Origin of the sequence: Nocardiopsis sp. NPDC006139 (assembly GCF_040614155.1) — a bacterium.
GTDB classification, from domain to species: Bacteria; Actinomycetota; Actinomycetes; order Streptosporangiales; family Streptosporangiaceae; genus Nocardiopsis; species Nocardiopsis changdeensis.
Map to the genome: position 1 here is coordinate 1 of NZ_JBEXTT010000001.1, position 17,410 is coordinate 17,410.

Sequence of the window (17,410 nt, forward strand, 5' to 3'; positions counted from 1 at the left end):
GGCCGCTCCGCCCGGCGCGCGGGCCCTGGTGGACGTCGGCCGCGGGCGCGCCGGGCCCGGCGCGCCCGCGGCCACGAGGGCGAGAGCCCCCGGGGCCTCCTCGGGGAGGGCGTCAGAGGGCCACGCCGAGCAGGGTGTCGACGGTGGTGCGGGCCAGCGCCGGGGCGGCGGTGTCGGTGCCGCCCTCGGTGAGCGCGGCCCGCGCCCAGGCGTCCACCGCGGCCAGCGCCGCCGGGGAGTCCAGGTCCCGGGCCAGCGCGGCGCGCACCGCGGCCAGCAGCGGGGCGGCGTCGGGGGCCGCGCCCAGGGCGAACGCGGCGCGCCAGCGCTCGGCGCGGGCGTGGGCCTCGGGCAGGTGGTCGTCGGTCCACTCCCAGGCGCCCCGGTAGTGGTGGGTGAGCATGGCCAGGCGGATCACCGCCGGCTCCACCCCCTGCTCGCGCAGCTTGGACACGAACACCAGGTTGCCCAGCGACTTGGACATCTTCTCGCCGTCCAGGCCGACCATGCCCACGTGCAGGTGGGCCCGGGCGTTGGGGCCGCCGGTGATACAGCGGGTCTCGGCCGCGCCCATCTCGTGGTGGGGGAAGACCAGGTCGTTGCCGCCGCCGTTGAGGTCGAAGTCCGGGCCCAGCCGGTCCAGGGCGATGGCGCTGCACTCGATGTGCCAGCCCGGGCGGCCCCGCCCCAGCGGGCTCTCCCAGGCGGGCTCGCCCGGCCGTTCGGCGCGCCACAGCAGCCAGTCGAGCGGGTCCTTCTTGCCGGGGCGGTCGGGGTCGCCGCCGCGCTGCCCGAACAGGTCGAGCATCACGTCCCGGTCCAGGTGGCCGATCTCGCCGAAGCGTTCGGCCTCGGCGACGGAGAAGTACAGGTCGCCGTCGAGGTCGTAGGCGGCGCCGGTGTCGCGGATGCGGGCGGCCAGGTCGCTGATGAGGTCGACCGACTCGACCACGCCGACGTAGGAGGTCGGCGGGATGATGCGCAGGGCCGCCATGTCGTCGCGGAAGACGTCGATCTCGCGGTGGGCCAGGTCGCGCCAGTCGACGCCGATGGCCTCGGCCCGCTCCAGCAGCGGGTCGTCGATGTCGGTGGTGTTCTGCACGTAGTTCACGTCGTGCCCGGCGTCGCGCCACACCCGGTTGACCAGGTCGAAGGTCAGGTAGGTGAACGCGTGGCCCAGGTGTGCCGCGTCGTAGGGGGTGATTCCGCAGGCGTACATTCCGGCCCGGGGTCCGGGGGCGGTCTCCTGTATCCGGCCGGTGGCCGTGTCGTGGAGCCGCAGGGGACCGCCGGTACCCGGCAGGGGGACGATGTCAGGCGCAGACCAAGAACGCATACCGGGAAGACTATCCGGACACCGGGTGGGCAAACGCCCAGGGAGGGGCGGTGCCGCGGTGATGATCACCCCACGGGGACGGGGAATCGGCGGCGGGCGTGCGGGGTTCGGCCGGGGCCGGCGCGGTCAGCGGTGGGCGGCGAGGTCGTCGCGGTGCCGGGCGGCGATGAGGAGCGCCGCGAGGACGGCCGCCGCCCCGCAGATCGCCGCCAGCTCCTCGTTGCCCAGCCTCCAGTGCATCAGCGCGCCGCAGACGGAGACCACGTAGAGGAGCCAGTAGGCCCCGGTCTCCATGAGAACGCCGTTGCGTCCCTCCATCTCGTTTCCCCCTGCCGTGCGCACGTCTCCGCCTGGTGCGCGTGTGACGGCGTGTCCACCGTCTCTGACAGAGACGCACCGGTCACGCAGGGGGTTGTCACGAAGTGGCATCAAGGAGTGTGACAGCCACCATTGGTACGGAGTGCCCGCAGGTACGCGTACGTCCCCTCTGTCCTTTTCCGTGACCAGAGTGACGGATGGCGGGGCGGTCGCGACCTCCGACCGGGACGGCCCCGGCGCCCCCTCCGGGGCCGGGACTGTCCGAAACCCGGCCGCGGGGGCCGGGGGCGGGGACGGCCCCCGCTCGGAGCGCGCCTGTTCCGAGCGGGCGGCGCACCCGGCTCAGGGCCGGGCCGCGGCCTCCAGCTCCAGGAGGTCCAGGTCGGCGGCGGCCCGCGCCAGGTCCGGGTCGTCGGGGGCGCCGAACTCGGCCAGGTCGGCCAGCTCCGCGCGCAGTCTGCGGCGGGCCGAGCGCAGGTCGGCGGTTTCGGTCAGGGGACGGGCGGCCAGCGGGCCGCGCCCCGAGACGACGCCGTCGGAGGTGCGCAGCTCCCACTCCCAGCCGGCGCCCCCTCCGGTCCGCCGGGCGTGTTCGAGGACCCCGACGGAGGCGGGGGCCCGGTCGTCGACGCGGACCCAGCGGCCGACCAGGGCGGCCGGGTCGGCGGGGCGCTGGTAGGGCTGGTCGGGGGCGGGGATGGCGCTCATCGGCGGTCCTTCCATCGGGGACGGCTGACCTGGGCGTGCGTTGCACTCCTCGTGCGGGTTGACGCAACACCCGGGTTTTCGGTTCACCCTCAACACGTTCATGCGGGTCGCCTATGACGCGGTTTCGGAATTCTTTCGGAGGTTTTTTGTGGCGACCGCCCGGGTGGGTCCCCTACCGGTTCCCCGGGGAGCCCTCCCCGAAACACCGGACGGGAAGTTGGATAGGCTAACCTAACCAGGACCGGGTCCCCTCGCAGATGCCCGGCCCCACCCTTCGCCGGGAGAAGAGAGACGACCCCCATGAAGATCCGCAACCCCGAGCGCCGCGCCATGGTCCGCGCCCGCGTCGTCCGCACCGAGCGGACCACCCCCAACTTCGTCACCGTGACCCTGGGCGGCGAGGAGCTCGCGGACTTCGAGTTCCTGGGCCTGGACCAGTGCGCCCGGCTGTTCCTGCCGCGCGAGGGGCAGCAGCGGCTGCGGCTGCCCCAGGCCGCGGGCAACGGCTGGATCGCCAAGTACTACCTGATGCCCTCCGCCGAGAAGCCGCTCTTCCGCAACTACACGCCCCGCCGGTTCGACGCCGAGCGCCTGGAACTGGACATCGAGTTCGCGGTGCACGGCTCCCGGGCCCCCGCCTCCGGCTGGGCGCTGAACGCGAAGGAGGGCGACGAGGCCGGCCTGTTCGCCGAGGGGTACTACTACCTGCCGCCCGAGGACGCCGACTGGCAGCTGCTGGTGGGCGACGAGAGCGCGCTGCCGGCGCTGCTGTCGATCGTCGAGCAGGCTCCCGAAGACCTGCGCGCCGAGGTGTTCCTGGAGGTCCCCGAGACGGCCGACATCCGCGAGGTCGAGGTCCCCGACGGGGTGAACCTGCACTGGCTGCCGCGTGACGGCGGCGGTGGCGTGCCCGGCGAGCTGGCGCTGCGGACGGTGCTGGCGGCGGACCTGCCCGCGGGGACCCCGTACTGCTTCGTGGCCGGGGAGCGGGCCCTGCCGACAGGGCTGCGCCGGGAGCTGGTGCGCGGGCGCGGGGTGCCCAAGACGCACATCTCCTTCATCGGGTACTGGCGCCACGGGGCGGCCGCCTACAAGTGACGCGCGCGGCGGGCGGGCCGGCGGCCCCGGCCCGCCCCTGAGCCGCCCCCGGCGGCGCCGGGGCGGGTCGGCACGCGGCCGGATGGCACCCCAGCCGATGGCGCGCCACCCGGCGGGCGGACGGGGACGACCGGGCGGCGGCCGGGAACGCGGCCCCCAAGAGACCGGGTCCCACCTCTTGTTCCGGTCCCCTGACTAAACGTAAAGTCACTTTACGATTCAGTGGGTCACACGGCGACCGCGCTCGGTCGCCATGGTCGCGCCCCGGCGGCACGACCGCTCCGTCCGCTCCCCCGCCCCCCGGGGCGGGACCACTCCCCCGGAGTACGCGCATGCGCACGAGACGATTCCGCACCCCCCTCTCCGTGGCGGCGGCCGTGGCCGCCCTGGCCCTCCTGGCCCCCGGCACCTCCGCCGCCGCCCCCGCCCCAGCCGAGGCCGAGCCGGCCGCCGCCGCGCAGGCCGCACTGGTCTGGTCCGACGAGTTCGACGGCGCCTCTGGGAGCGCTCCCTCCGCCGCGAACTGGAACCACGAGACCGGCGACCACGGCTGGGGCAACAACGAGCTCCAGAACTACACGAACAGCCGCGCCAACTCCGCCCTGGACGGCAACGGCAACCTCGTCATCACCGCGCGCCGCGAGGCCGACGGGAGCTACACCTCGGCCCGGATGACCACCCAGAACAAGTTCCAGCCCCACTTCGGCCGGGTCGAGGCCCGCATCAAGATCCCGCGCGGCCAGGGCATCTGGCCCGCGTTCTGGATGCTCGGCGGGAGCTTCCCGGGCACCCCGTGGCCCAACTCCGGCGAGATCGACATCATGGAGAACATCGGCCGCGAACCCCACCTGGTCCACGGCACGGTCCACGGCCCCGGCTACTCGGGCGGCGAGGGCATCACCGGCTCCTACATGCACCCGCAGGGGTGGTCGTTCGCCGACGACTTCCACACCTTCGCCGTCGACTGGCGCCCGGGCTCCATCACCTGGTCGGTGGACGGCAACGTCTACCACTCCGTCACCCCCTCCAGCACCGGCGGCGACCCGTGGGTGTTCGACCAGCCGTTCTTCATGATCCTCAACGTGGCCGTCGGCGGGAACTGGCCCGGCTACCCCGACGGCAGCACGCAGTTCCCGCAGCAGATGCTGGTGGACTACGTGCGCGTGTACTCGCTCGACGGCGCGGGCGGCGGCGGGACCGGCACCATCACCGCCTCCAACGGGATCTGCCTCGACGTGGCGGGCGCGGCCAACGCCGACGGCACCCCGATCCAGCTCGCCCACTGCAACGGGAACCAGGCCCAGCAGTGGACGGTGGGCTCCGACGGCACCGTCCGCGCCTACGGCCGGTGCCTGGACGTGGCGGGCGGCGGCACCGCCGCGGGCACCCGGGTCCAGCTGTGGACCTGCAACGGGACCGGCGCCCAGCAGTGGACGCACACCGCCCAGCAGGGGCTGCGCAACCCGCAGTCGGGACGCTGCCTGCAGCCCGTCGGCCGGGCGCAGACCGACGGGACCCGCACCGAGATCGCGAACTGCGACGGCAGCGCCGTCCAGAGGTGGAACCTGCCCTGACCCTCCCACCCGCGCCCCGGGCCGCCCCGGGGCGCACCCGTGACCCCCGTTGAATCGCGCGGCCCGCCGGTCTTCCCCACCGGCGGGCCGCCCCCTTTCCCCGGGGCCGCGCGGCCCGGCCGCCGCTCGCCGCATCGGCCCGCCGCGCCGCAGGTCGGCGGGCGAGTCGGACATCACACCCGGTGGCCGGCGGTTACCGGGAAGTAGACCACCCCCGGCCCCGGTTGTGCCAGTGTCGCCGGATGTCCGGACATCCGACGCCCCGGGCAACGGAGCCCGCACCCCCGCACACCGACCTCACCCCCCGGTCCACTCCACAGCCGTTCAGAGAGGTCCGCCATGCCCTTGGCCCTGCTCGCCCTCGCCCTGGGCGCTTTCGCCATCGGAACCACCGAGTTCGTCATCATGGGCCTGCTGCCGGAGGTCGCCGACGGGCTCGGCGTCAGCATCTCCCACGCCGGGTACCTCATCTCCGCCTACGCCCTCGGCGTCGTCGGCGGCGCCCCGCTGCTCACCGCGATGGCCACCCGGCTGCCCCGCAAGACCGTCCTGATCCTGTTCATGGTCCTGTTCGCCGTGGGCAACCTGGCCACGGTGCTGGCCCCCACCTACGAGACCGTGTTCGCCTCCCGGGTGGTCGCCGGGCTCCCGCACGGCGCGTTCTTCGGCGCCGGGGCGCTGGCCGCCGCCCAGATGGCCGGGCCCGCCCGGCAGGGGCGCGCGGTGGCCCGCATGTTCCTGGGCCTGACCGTCGCCAACATCATCGGCGTCCCCGCGGGCACCCTGCTCGGCCAGGAGCTGGGCTGGCGGTCCGCCTTCCTGGTGGTGACCGCGATCGCCGTGCTGGCCGTGGTCGGCATCGCCGTGTTCGTGCCCCGGCTGGAGCGCACCGGCACCGGGCGGCTGATGCCCGAGGTGCGGGCGCTGGGGAACTCCCAGGTGCTGCTGGGGCTGCTGTCGGCGGTGTTCGGGTTCGCGGGCGTGTTCGCCGTGTACAGCTACATCGCGCCGATGATGACCGAGCTGGCCGGGATGAGCGGCGGTGGCGTGACCGTGGTGCTGGCGCTGTTCGGCATCGGCATGACCCTGGGCTCGCTGGTCGTGGGCCCGCTGGCCGACCGGGCGCTGCGGCCCACCATCTACGGCGCGCTGGGGTCGCTGGCCGTGGTGCTGGTGGTCTTCACGTTCACCGTGCACAACCCCTGGACCGCGATGGCGTCGGTGGTGGTGCTGGGCGCGGTCGGGTTCGGCGTGGCCACGCCGTTGCAGCTGCTCGTGATGAACAAGGCGGGCGCCGCGCCGGCCCTGGCGTCGGCGGCCAACCACTCGGCGTTCAACCTCGCCAACGCGGGCGGCGCCTGGCTGGGCGGGGTGGGCATCTCCGCGGGGCTGGGGCTGTCCTCCCCCGCCGCGATCGGCGCCGTCCTGGCGGTGACGGGCCTGGCGATCGCGCTGACGGCCGGACTCCTGGACCGGCGTGCCGGGGCGGGAGCGCCGGAGGCCGCGAAGGCCGCCGCCGAACCGTCCCGGGAGGCCTCGCAGGTCTCCTGAGCCGCCCGGCGGACCCTCAGCCCCGGCCGCCCGTCAGAGGCGGACGGCGGCGCCCAGCCGGGCCACGGCCTCGCGCAACCGCGCGGGGCCGTGGCCCGCGTAGGCGATGACCAGGCCCGGCGGACCGGGGGCGGCGCGGTGCCGCGACAGCGGCTGCACCGCCACCCCGGCGCGCTCGGCGCGGGCGGCGGCCTCCCGGTCGTCCACTCCCCCGGGCAGCAGCACCAGCAGGTGCAGGCCCGCCGCCACCCCCAGGACCGTGCAGCCGGGCAGGTGGGCGCGGACCGCCGCCACGGCGGCGTCCCGGCGGGCGCGGTGGCGCGCCCGCATCGTGCGCAGGTGGCGGGCGATGGTGCCGTCGCGCAGCAGCAGCGCCAGGGCCAGCTGGGGCAGCGAGGGCGAGCCCAGGTCGGCGGCCCAGCGCGCCTCGACCACGTCCTCCAGCAGGTGCGGGGGCGGGACCAGCCAGCCCGCGCGCAGGGCCGGGGCCAGGGTCTTGGACAGGCTGGAGGTGTGCGCCACCAGGTTCGGGTCCAGGCCGTGCAGGGCGCCGACCGGTGAGCGGTCGTAGCGGTACTCGGCGTCGTAGTCGTCCTCGATCACCAGGCCGTCGCGCTCGCGCGCCCAGGCCAGCAGCGCGCGGCGGCGCAGCGGCGACAGGACCACGCCGGTCGGGAACTGGTGGGCGGGCGTGACCAGGACGGCGCGGGCGTCGGTGGCGGCCAGGGCGTCGGTGTCGATGCCGTCGCCGTCCACCGGGACGGGGACCGTGGAGCGCAGCCAGTGCCCGAGGATCATGCGGTTGCCGTCGGCGCCGGGGTCCTCACGGGCCATGGTGTCCAGGCCGCGGGCGCGCAGGACCTGGGACAGGATGCTCAGGGCGCCGGTGACCCCGGCGGTGACCACGATCTGCCCGGGGGCGGCGCGCACGCCCCGGGAACGGGCCAGCCAGGCGGAGAGCTCGGTGCGCAGCTCCAGCGTGCCCTGGGGCGGGGCGTAGCCGAGGGAGCGGGCGGTGGCGGTGGACAGGACCTCGCGTTCGGCGCGCAGCCAGGCGGCGCGGGGGAAGGCCGCCAGGTCGGGGATGCCGCTGGCGAGGTCGACGGTCTCGGGCGCGTAGACGGTGGGTTCCCAGGTGCCGGTGGAGCGTGCGGCGGGGGCGTCCAGGGGGCGGGCCGCCACGGCGGTCCCGGCGCCGCGGGCCGCCGTGAGCAGGCCCTCCTCGGTGAGGCGCTGGTAGGCCTCGACCACCGTGCCGCGGGCCACGCCGAGGTCGGCGGCCAGCACGCGGGTGGGCGGGAGCCGGGTGCCCAGCGGCAGGACGCCGGAGGCGACGGCCGAGCGCAGGGCCCCGGTGAGCCATTCGGTGCGCTCGCCGCGTGGGACGGCGGAGGCGTCCAGTTGCAGGAAGTCCGAGCCCTGGGCCATCTCCCCCGCCCCCTTTGGTCCGGTCGGAACGCTCATGTTTGGTCCTGTCGGTCGGACCATACCGGGTCCAGAGTGGAGGCGTGCAAAAGACATCTTCCCTGAGCCCCGCTCCTTCCGCCTCCCCGGTCTCCGCTCCGTCCGCCGCCTCCGCTCCGTCGTCCCTGTGGGGGCTGTGGCCCGCCCTGGGCGGGATGGCGCTGATGGGCAGCAGCGTCGCCGTGATCGGGGCGACCGCGGACATGCCCGCGTTCGTCGTCCAGTCGGCCCGGTACGCGGTGGCGGCGGTGGCGGTCGTCGCGCTGGCCCGCCTGTTCGCCCAGAAGGTGCCGCTGCCGCGCGGTCGGGACGTTCTCTGGGTGGTCGCCGGCGCCCTCTCCGGGCTGGTGGGGTTCAACCTGGCCCTGATCGTAGGAACGGCGCACGCGGAACCGGCGGTGCTCGCGGCGGCGGTGGCGTGCATCCCCATGGTGCTGTCGGTGGCCGGGCCGCTGACCCGCGGCGAACGGCCGTCGGCGCGGATCGTGGCGGGGGCGCTGGTGGTCAGCGCCGGCGCGGTCGCGGTGACCGGATGGGGGCACGCGGACGTGATCGGCGTGCTGATGGCGCTGGCGCTGATCGCGCTGGAGGCCGGGTTCACGCTGTTCGGGGCGCCCGCGCTGCCGCGCATGGGGGCGTGGGGGTACACGGCGGCGACGACGGTGACGGCGGCGCTGGTCTTCGGAGTGCTGTCGCTGTTCGTGAACCCGGCGGGGTGGGCGATGGTCGCCGACCCGGCGGTGCTGGGTGCGGTGGTCTACCTGGGGGCGGTCGCGACCGCGCTGTCGTTCGTGCTGTGGTTCACGGGTGTGGCGCGCATCGGCGCGGGCGCCGCGAGCCTGGCGGCGGGTGCGGCCGCACCGACGGCCGCCCTGGTCGCCACCGCCCTGGGCGCCCCCATGCCGTCGCTCGGCGCGTGGATCGGCATGGCGGTGATCGGCGCCGGGCTCGCGGTCGGCTTCGCCCCCCTGCCCCGGCGGAGCCCGCGGAACACGGAACCGGCGGCGACGTCGGCCCCGGCGGCCTGAGCCCGCGGAACCCGCAAGCGGCGGCCCTGGCGGCTCAGGCCGCCGGGGCCGCCGGAAGGGAAGCGGCGCGGGGGCCAGGAATCCGGTACCGAGCGTGCGCGTTCCGGCACGGCGCGGAGTCCGCATGCGGCCACGGGCTCCGCGCACGGCCGTCCGAGAGATATCTTGGCCGGGCCCTCCCCTGCCCCCGGTACGGCGCCCCGGTCCCGCGACGCCCTGAGGAACCCCCGCTCCGTGTACCCCCTCACCTCCGACGACCCGCGCACCGTCGGCCCCCACCGCATCCTGGCCCGCCTGGGCGCGGGCGGCATGGGCCGGGTCTACCTGGCCCGCACCCCGGGCGGGGACCTGGCCGCCCTCAAGCTCGTCAAGGACGACCTGGCCCAGGACCCCGAGTTCCGGGCCCGGTTCGCCCGCGAGGTCCGCGCCGCGCGCCGGGTCTCCGGCCCCCTCACCCCGGCCGTGGTGGACGCGGACACCGACGCCGCCGTCCCCTGGATGGCCGCCGAGTACGTGCCCGCCCCCACCCTCAAGGAGGCGGTGCGCGAACACGGGCCGCTGCCCGCCGAGTCCCTGCCCGTGCTGGTGTCCGGCCTGGCCCGCGCGCTGGAGGCGGTGCACGCGGCCGGGCTCATGCACCGCGACCTCAAACCCGGCAACGTGCTGCTGTCGCCGCGCGGGCCGCAGGTGATCGACTTCGGGCTGGCACGGGCGGTGGAGGGCACGGTGCTCACCCGCACCGGGCAGACCTTCGGCACCCCCGCCTACACCTCACCCGAGCAGATCAGGGGCCGGGACGTCTCCCCGGCGAGCGACGTGTTCTCGCTGGCCGGGACGGTGCTGTTCGCCGCCTCCGGGGAGCCGCCCTTCGGCTTCGCCCCGCCCCGGGAGACCCTGCGCCGGATCCTGGAGGAGGCGCCGAACCTGGACGCGGTCCCGGAGGGCCCGCTGCGCGACCTGCTCGCCCGCTGCCTGGCCAAGGGCCCCGGGCACCGGCCGGACATCGCCGGGATCCTGGCCGAACTGGCCGACGTCCCGATGCCGGACACCGGGCACCCGTGGCTGCCCGGCCCCGTCACCGAGGACGTCCGCCTCCTGCGGGAGCGGGAGGCCGGGGAGCGCGCCCGCGCGGACCGGGCCCGGTGGCGGCGGCCCGCGCTGGCGGCGGTGGCGGCGGCCGCCGCACTGGCGCTGGTGGCCGGGGGCGGGTACGCGCTCACCGTTCTGCCCGGAGGCGGAGGGGGCGGCGGCACGGGCGACGACACGGCGTCGGCCGGCGCAGGCGGGACGGCGGACGGCGCGGACGGCGCGGACGGCGCGGACGGCGCGGACGGCGAACCGTCCGCCGACCCGGCCTTCGCCTCGGAGGAGTACCAACAGAGCCTGTCCTCTGCCGACAGTGTGACCTTCTCCCCCGACGGCGAACGGATCTACGTGACCGGCTCGTTCTACTTCGCCGTATGGGACTGGCGGGCGGGTGAGATGACGGCCTTCCTGGACCCCTCGCCGTCCGAGACCGACATCAACACCGAGGGCACGATCGCGGCGGTCCACGCGGACGGTTCGGGGCCCGACCACGAGGACCGCATCGAACTCCTCCGGGACACCGGCGGCACCCTGACCCAGGAGACCGTCCTGGTCTACGAGGAGCAGGGCACCAATCCCCGCAGGCCGGCGCTGTCCCCCGACGGGACCCGCCTGGCGGTAGTCGCCAACGAACTCGACGGGGACGCCATCGACCACGTCGTCCACGTGTGGGACGTCCCGGCGGGCGAACGCGTCCTCACCGTCCCCCTCCTCGGACCGGACACGTTCACCTACGTGTTCGACCTGGAGTTCACCGCCGACGGCGAGATGCTCGTCGGCACCGTCAGCGACGACTTCGAGCGCGTGCTGGGCGTCGCCGTGTGGGACGCGGAGACCGGAGACTGGGTCCACTACTTCGAGGGCCCGGGGAACCTGGGGTTCGCCCTGCACCCGGCCGAGCCGTCGGTGATGGCGCTGCTGGAGGACGGCGACCGGGTGCGCCTCGTGGACCTGGGGACCGGAACCACCCTCCGGGACCTGGGCCGCGCCGGCGAGGACTCCCCCGAAGTCGCGCTCTCCCCTGTGTTCTCCTCCGACGGGGAACGGCTGTACCTCGGCGTCGAGGACCCTTTCGGTGCCACCGACCTGCTCGGGACCGTGTGGGACACCGGCACGGGCGAGGTCCTCCGCGACGGCGACGCCCTGCTGCCCGGACCGGTGGGACCGCATCCCCGCGACGAGTTCCTGGCCGTTCTCGACACGGAGGCGGACCAGGTGCTGGTACTGGACGGCGAGAACCTCACCGTCGTCGACGAGCTGTACTGAGACACCGCGCTGAAACGAAGGCCCCATGCACGCCCTCTCCCCGGACGACCCCCGCGACATCGGCCCGTACCGCCTCCTCGCCGTTCTCGGCTCGGGCGGTATGGGGCGTGTCTACCTGGCCACGGACGCCGACGGCACCCTCGCCGCGGTCAAGTCGGTGCGGCCGGAGTTCGCCTACGATCCCGGCTTCCGCGCCAGGTTCGCCCGTGAACTCGACCTGGCCGACCGCGCCCTCGGTCCCTTCACCCCGCGTGTGCTGGACAGCGACCCGGCCGCCCGGATCCCGTGGATGGCCACCGAATACGTGGCCGGTCCAACCCTGCACGAACTCGTCCGGGAGTCCGGCCCGCTCCCCGAGGAGTCGGTGCGGTTCCTGCTGCGGGCCGTCGCCTCAGCGCTGGAGGGCATGCACGGGAACGGCCTGGTGCACCGGGACCTCAAACCCGGCAACGTCATGGTCGCCGCGTCCGGTCCGCAGGTGATCGACTTCGGGGTCTCCCGTGCCCTGGAGGAGGCCGGGTCCGCCGAGGACGAGGAGACCCTGGTCGCCGGAACACCCGGGTACACCGCCCCCGAGCTGTACGGGGGCGCGGAGGCGTCACCCGCCGCGGACGTCTTCTCCCTGGCGGGCACCGCCGTGTACGCGCTCACCGGTACCGGGCCGTTCGGCGAAGGTCACCCCTCCGCGGTGGCCTACCGCATCACCCGCCTGGAGCCGGACCTGGACTCCGTCCCCGGGGGCCTGCGCGGACTGCTCTCCCGGTGCCTGGCCAAGGACCCCGGCGACCGGCCGACCGCGGCCGGGGTGCTGGAGGAGCTGGGCGGTCCGGTGGACCCGGCCGGCTCGGCCCCGGACTGGCTTCCGTCGGAGGCCGCCCGGAAGGTGGAGGAGGTCGCGGAGGAACACCGGGGGTACGTCTCCCGGGACCCGCGGAGCGGGTCGGCGCCCTCCCGTCGTGGTCGGTCGTGGGCGGTGGGCGCCGGCGCGGCCGCACTGGTCCTGGCCGCGGGCGCGGGGGTGTGGGCGGGCTCGGCGCGGGATGCGGAGGGGAACGGGTCGCCGCGGGGGGAGGCGACTGCGCAACAGGGCGAAGGGGACGACGGCGAGGCGGATACGTGTTCGCGGCCCGAGGAATTCGCGGCCGAGTACGCACGGGCCGCCCGGGACCGGTTCGAGGTTCCGGGCGAGGACACCTACGACCTCGACTTGGCCGTCCGCCCCACACTCGGCTTCGTGGCCGACGGCGACCTGCTGGCCGTGTCGCATCCGACCGGTGTCGCCCTGTGGGACTGGGAGGCGGGAACGGAGGTCGCCTTCACCGGCGATTCCCTGCCCGAATTGGCGGGGACCCCGACCGTGAGCCCGGACGGCTGCCGTTTCGCCTACACATCCCGGGAAGGCGGGGTGCACGTCTTCGACCTGCGAACCGGAGAACGGGCCGTGTACGCCGAGGAGCTGACGATCGACCACTACGACGACGACCCGCTCGCGTTCTCACCGGACAGCGGGAAGATCGCGGTCAGCCAGGGTTTCAGCAGCCATGGAACCCGAGTGATCGACCTGGAGACCGGTGAGGTCGAAACCGTCCTCGCCGAGTCGAGTCACTGGCCCGCCTACTCCCCGGACGGAAGGTATCTCGCCCTGAACCTGCAACATGCCGTCGTTGTGTTGGAGACCGCGACCGGCCGAGAGGTGTTCCGCAGGGAGGAGGCCACCGAGTTGGCGCGCGGCTCGATCGCCGTACCCAATGATGAGGGGGATCTGCTCTACCTCACCAGGGAGGGGATCGCCCATGTGAACTTCCTGGCGGAGGACGAACCCCGTCTCCTCCGTCCGGAGGGCGAGCCGCCCCATTGGTTCAAGGAACTCACCGCGGTGCCCGGCACGGATCTGTTCCACGTCGTGTACGAGGCGAGCATCCTCAACGGAGACAGCGGATGGACCGTCTCCTGGGACTTCTCCACCGGAGAGCAGGTGGCGGCCGGCACCGGTGAGCGGGACACCAGGAGCCTTGCCGCCCACCCGGCGGGGGGCGTACTCGCCGTACTGCCGCCGGAGGCGGACTCCGTCCGCATCGTCGATGCCACGACCTCGGATGTCCTGGCCGAACTCGGCTGACGGAAAGGAACGGCATGCTCCCCCTGCACCCGCACGACCCGCCCTCCATCGGCCCCTACCCGCTGCTCGGCAGACTCGGAGAGGACGGGGCGGCACGCAGCTACGTGGGCGGAACCGGTGACCGTGCGGCCGTGACCATCGTGCTCCTGAAACCCGCGCGCGCCACCGACCCGTCGTTCCGTGCCGAGTTCGCCCGCCGGGTGGAGGCCCTGCGGAAACTGAAGAGCCGGTACGTGTGCGCGGTGGCCGACGCCGACACCCGGGGGGCCGTCCCCTGGGTCGCCTTCGCTCGGCCAGGGGAGGAGACCCTGGCCGACCTGGTCGAGGGGAACGGGGGTGCGCTGGCCCCGCAGCGGTTCCCCGCCGTGGCCACGGCACTGGCCAGGGGACTGGCCGACCTGCACGCGGTGGCGGTGCCGATCGGCCCCCTGCGGGCGGAGGACGTGCTGCCGGCTCCGGGCGGTGCGGTGTTCGCGGGACCGGTCTTCGCTGAGCCGCCCGAAGGAGAGAAGGGGGCCGTACGGCATTGGGCGGCCCTGATGTCCTCCATCGCGGGAGAGGCCGGTCCCCCGCTCCGGTTCCGGAAGGTGATCGACGGTTGTCTGCATCCCGACCCGGACCTGCGGCCGAACCCGCGCGAGCTGGCGAACATGCTCGCGGGCGCCGCAGCGGAGGAGTCGGCGCCACGTGGAAAAGAGGAGGTTGCCGACGGGAAGCGGAACGGGATGCGCCCCCTGGTACCGCTCGCCGCCGGGGTGCTCGCCGTGACCGCTGCCGCCGCCACCGCGCTCGTGGTGTCGGGGGGCGAACCGGCCGAACCCGCCGGTACACCGGAGGTCGTGGTCACCGACTGCACCGAGGCCGAGGGATTCACTCCCCCCGAAGCGCGAAGCGGCGGGGAACTGGACGCCTCCCACATGGCGTTCTCTCCGGACGGGGACCTGCTGGCGATCAGCGCTTGGCAGGACGGGGTGGGTATCTGGGACTGGCGGCAGGCAAGGGAGACGGCTCGCTTCCACGAAGGGGCCGCCGAGACCCGGAACGTTGGCTTCCTGCCGGGAGGATGCGCAGTTGCCGCAGTCGTACCGGACTCGGGTTCTGAGGAGGAGATCCGGCCCCTCACCGGAACGGTGTTCGATCTGACGGCGGGTACGACCATCCAGTACCGGTTCGGAGAACTAACCGATGGAACGGGCCTGCACACAGATCTCGGGGTGGATGAGCTGGCCGTCTCCCCCAGCGGACTGATCGCTTTCACCGGGTGGGGCTCTGAAGCCGTTGTGCCGATCATCGACGGGAAAACGGGGGAGCGGACGAGCACCATCGACATCGACGGGAGCAGACCAGTCTTCATCGACGAGCGCCGGTTGGCGTTATCTGAGCTGGTGAGCTTCCACGACTGGAGTATCACCGTCTGGGATGCGTACACGGGGGAACGCCTGCACACGGTCCGCCCAGCATCGGATCTGGACTTCTCTCCGATCCCGGGGACCGACAAGGTCGTCTATATCTTCGGGAATCAGGTCATCGTCCGTGACTTCGTCACCGGCTCCCAGGTCGAAGCGTTCACCATGGAAGGGTTCGCGGATCTCGAAGAACCCTCGATCATCGAACTCGTAGTGGACCCGTGGCTCGACCGGGTGTACGTCACGTGGAGCGATGGTGCTCCTGAGGATATGGAGTACTACGGGAGCGCGTGGGACCTGGGTAGCGGAGAGGATGTTCTCCCTGAGGGGATGGCGCCTCACCTGGTGGCCCCGCATCCGAGTGGGGAGGTCGTGGCGGTAAGAACGGAGGAGCCGGGGGTGCGGCTCCTGGACCCGGAGACCTGGGAGCTCGTCGGGGAGTTGTGAGGGGCTGTGGGGGCGTCGGGGCGGCCCCGGAGCGGGCGCTCCGGGGCCGCTGTCACCGGGCCGTGCGGCCGCCGGTCAGTACCCGCAGGAACCCGCCGGGTTCCAGGGGCTGAACAGGCCGCTCGGGTTGTGCTGGTACAGCCACACGTGCAGCGTGTAGTTGACCGGCAGGCCCGGTTCCTGGGGCTCGTCGGGTCCGTCGAACGGGTGCCCGAAGAGGGAGGGACGGTCGTCGTCGGTCTCCACGTCCTGGTCGGCGTCGACGTAGTAGTACTCCAGGGCCACGAGCTTGCGGCCGCCGTATCCGTCCGGCTGGTAGACGAGCACCTCGGGGGTGCGGATGTCCAGCTTCCGGTCGATCAGGTACGGGTTGACGTAGTGGTAGCCCATCACGCCGTCCGGGCTCTGCGCGCACTGGTCGGTCGGCACGTAGCCGTCGGCGATCGCCTCGGCCTCGTCCTGGTACTTGGTGGTGGCCTTCTTGGCGGTGGCGAGGTCCTGCTCCACCGTGCTGTGAGCGCTCGCGGCCATCGGCGCGAGCAGCGCCAGTGCGGTCCCGACCGCCGCGGCGGCGGTGAGGCGTGCGGCACTTAGCGACATCTTGTCCCCCTGAGCTTCGAGCGCCCTCGCGAGTCGTCCGCCCGGTCGAGGACCGGGTCCGGCACCGATTCCGGGAGCGGTGCCGGGGGCACGGGCCCTTGCGGACCGGGGCGCTTATCCGGGGACAGCATGCATCCGTCTGTGCTGGTCAGAGCGTTGAACATCGCACCGGTAGAAGCAAAGCCGACCCAAGCTTGACCTTGAGGGGGTGGCGATGTGCTCCCGTACGCCCCCATAACCGGCAAACCGCGAGACCCGCCGGCCACGCCGGAATCACCGGTTCCCGACTCTTTAGAACTCATCTCATTTGGGTTCTCGGCAGCCTGCTCCTGTGTCGATGGTGGAACGGCTGGTGCCGGACGAGCTGTGGGAACTGTTCCAACGGGTGGTCCCCGAAGCGCCCACCCGCCCCCAGGGCGGCGGGCGGCGCAGACACGGCGACCGCCAAGTCTTGGCCGCGATCACCTTCGTGGCCACCAGCGGGTGCACCTGGGCCCGGCTCCCGCCGGTCTTCGGCCCCTCCGGACCCACCGCGCACCGGCGCTTCACCGAGTGGACCCGGGCCCGGGTCTGGGCCAAGCTCCACCGCCTGGTCCTGGACGAACTCGGCTCTCGCGGTGAGCTGGACTGGTCGCGGTGCGCGATCGACTCGGTGAACACGCGCGCCCTCAAAGGGGGGCCTGACAAGTCCCAATCCTGTCGACCGAAGCAAGAAGGGGTCGAAGATCCACCTGATCACCGACCGGTCCGGTCTGCCCCTGTCCATGGCGATCTCGGGGGCCAACACCCACGACAGCCAAGCGCTGCAACCCCTGGTGGCGGGGATCCCGCCGATCCGCTCCCGCCGCGGACCCCGGCGGCGCAGACCGGGCAAGCTGCACGGCGACAAGGGCTACGACTACGCCCACCTGCGCCGCTGGCTCCGGCGGCGGAGGATCGTGCACCGCCTGGCCCGCCGGGGCGTGGAGTCCTCGCAGCGGCTGGGCCGGCATCGGTGGCAGGTCGAGTGCACCATGGCCTGGCTGGCCGGATGCCGCCGACTGCACCGCCGCTACGAGCGCAAGGCCGACCACTTCCTGGCCTTCGCCAGCATCGCCTGCACGCTGATCTGCTACCGCCGACTCACCAAATGAGATGAGCTCTTGATATGGCGATACCGGCCAGGCGGCTGATTCCTGTTCGAGCCAGGTCAGGCCTGCCTTCTGGCATCCAGGTCCTGCTGGATCTCGATGATGCTCTCCTGTGCGGCTGCGGCCCGGCCATTGTCCCCGACGGTTCGAAACAGCTCCACCGACCGAGTGTGGGCGTTGATCGCCTCCCCGAATCGGTCCATGTCGCGCAGCGCGAGGGCGAGGTTGTTCCATGCCACCGCTTCGCGGTGGCTGTCTCCGGTTTGGTGGAAGGCCCGG

Annotated in this window: 14 protein-coding genes; 8 read left to right on the plus strand and 6 right to left on the minus strand. The window is 73.6% G+C overall.

Features of this window, described 5'->3' with window-relative positions:
• Positions 1-112: 112 nt before the first annotated feature.
• The 3 genes from mshC to ABZ249_RS00015 all read right to left on the minus strand — a co-directional run bounded on the left by mshC (position 113) and on the right by ABZ249_RS00015 (position 2,362).
• Complete coding sequence (mshC, locus tag ABZ249_RS00005; protein ID WP_355254934.1) at positions 113-1,336, minus strand: cysteine--1-D-myo-inosityl 2-amino-2-deoxy-alpha-D-glucopyranoside ligase; 1,224 nt, start codon at positions 1,334-1,336, stop codon at positions 113-115.
• Positions 1,337-1,462: 126 nt separating this feature from the next.
• Complete coding sequence (locus ABZ249_RS00010) at positions 1,463-1,654, minus strand: hypothetical protein (protein WP_220562038.1); 192 nt, start codon at positions 1,652-1,654, stop codon at positions 1,463-1,465.
• Between the two features lie 342 nt (positions 1,655-1,996).
• Entirely contained in the window at positions 1,997-2,362 is a 366-nt protein-coding gene (locus ABZ249_RS00015) for a hypothetical protein (protein WP_355254936.1), read from the minus strand.
• 300 nt (positions 2,363-2,662) lie between these two features.
• On the opposite strand from ABZ249_RS00015, the gene ABZ249_RS00020 reads away from it, so the two are divergent.
• The 3 genes from ABZ249_RS00020 to ABZ249_RS00030 all read left to right on the plus strand — a co-directional run bounded on the left by ABZ249_RS00020 (position 2,663) and on the right by ABZ249_RS00030 (position 6,585).
• Positions 2,663-3,460 (plus strand): siderophore-interacting protein, encoded by a 798-nt coding sequence (locus ABZ249_RS00020; protein ID WP_355254938.1) that lies wholly within the window; start codon positions 2,663-2,665, stop codon positions 3,458-3,460.
• Positions 3,461-3,792: 332 nt separating this feature from the next.
• Entirely contained in the window at positions 3,793-5,034 is a 1,242-nt protein-coding gene (locus ABZ249_RS00025; protein ID WP_355254941.1) for a family 16 glycosylhydrolase, read from the plus strand.
• Positions 5,035-5,373: 339 nt separating this feature from the next.
• Positions 5,374-6,585 (plus strand): MFS transporter, encoded by a 1,212-nt coding sequence (locus ABZ249_RS00030; RefSeq protein WP_355254944.1) that lies wholly within the window; start codon positions 5,374-5,376, stop codon positions 6,583-6,585.
• A gap of 33 nt (positions 6,586-6,618) precedes the next feature.
• On the opposite strand, the gene ABZ249_RS00035 is transcribed toward ABZ249_RS00030, so the two are convergent.
• On the minus strand, positions 6,619-8,049 hold the full coding sequence (locus ABZ249_RS00035) for a PLP-dependent aminotransferase family protein (protein WP_355254947.1): 1,431 nt from the start codon (positions 8,047-8,049) through the stop codon (positions 6,619-6,621).
• A gap of 44 nt (positions 8,050-8,093) precedes the next feature.
• Here ABZ249_RS00035 and ABZ249_RS00040 point away from each other — a divergent pair, with 44 nt between their 5' ends.
• The 4 genes from ABZ249_RS00040 (at position 8,094) to ABZ249_RS00055 (ending at position 15,401) form a co-directional block, all read left to right on the plus strand.
• Positions 8,094-9,077, plus strand: a complete 984-nt coding sequence (locus tag ABZ249_RS00040; protein WP_355254950.1) for a DMT family transporter — start codon at positions 8,094-8,096, stop codon at positions 9,075-9,077.
• 234 nt (positions 9,078-9,311) lie between these two features.
• On the plus strand, positions 9,312-11,429 hold the full coding sequence (locus tag ABZ249_RS00045) for a serine/threonine-protein kinase (protein ID WP_355254953.1): 2,118 nt from the start codon (positions 9,312-9,314) through the stop codon (positions 11,427-11,429).
• A 25-nt stretch (positions 11,430-11,454) separates the two neighbouring features.
• On the plus strand, positions 11,455-13,548 hold the full coding sequence (locus tag ABZ249_RS00050) for a WD40 repeat domain-containing serine/threonine protein kinase (protein WP_355254956.1): 2,094 nt from the start codon (positions 11,455-11,457) through the stop codon (positions 13,546-13,548).
• 14 nt (positions 13,549-13,562) lie between these two features.
• Positions 13,563-15,401, plus strand: coding sequence for a hypothetical protein (locus ABZ249_RS00055; RefSeq protein WP_355254959.1), 1,839 nt, complete (start codon positions 13,563-13,565; stop codon positions 15,399-15,401).
• A gap of 75 nt (positions 15,402-15,476) precedes the next feature.
• Here the strand turns inward: ABZ249_RS00055 and ABZ249_RS00060 are convergent, their stop codons facing one another.
• Positions 15,477-16,001 (minus strand): hypothetical protein, encoded by a 525-nt coding sequence (locus ABZ249_RS00060; RefSeq protein WP_355254962.1) that lies wholly within the window; start codon positions 15,999-16,001, stop codon positions 15,477-15,479.
• 337 nt (positions 16,002-16,338) lie between these two features.
• Here ABZ249_RS00060 and ABZ249_RS00065 point away from each other — a divergent pair.
• Positions 16,339-17,134, plus strand: a protein-coding gene (locus ABZ249_RS00065) for an IS5 family transposase (protein ID WP_355255983.1) whose coding sequence is annotated in 2 segments (ribosomal slippage) — positions 16,339-16,682 and positions 16,681-17,134 — 798 coding nt in all. Because the reading frame shifts where the segments join, the coding sequence is not laid out codon by codon here.
• A gap of 56 nt (positions 17,135-17,190) precedes the next feature.
• Here ABZ249_RS00065 and ABZ249_RS00070 read toward each other — a convergent pair.
• On the minus strand, positions 17,191-17,410 hold a 220-nt coding region (locus tag ABZ249_RS00070), incomplete at its 5' end, for a tetratricopeptide repeat protein (RefSeq protein ID WP_355254965.1).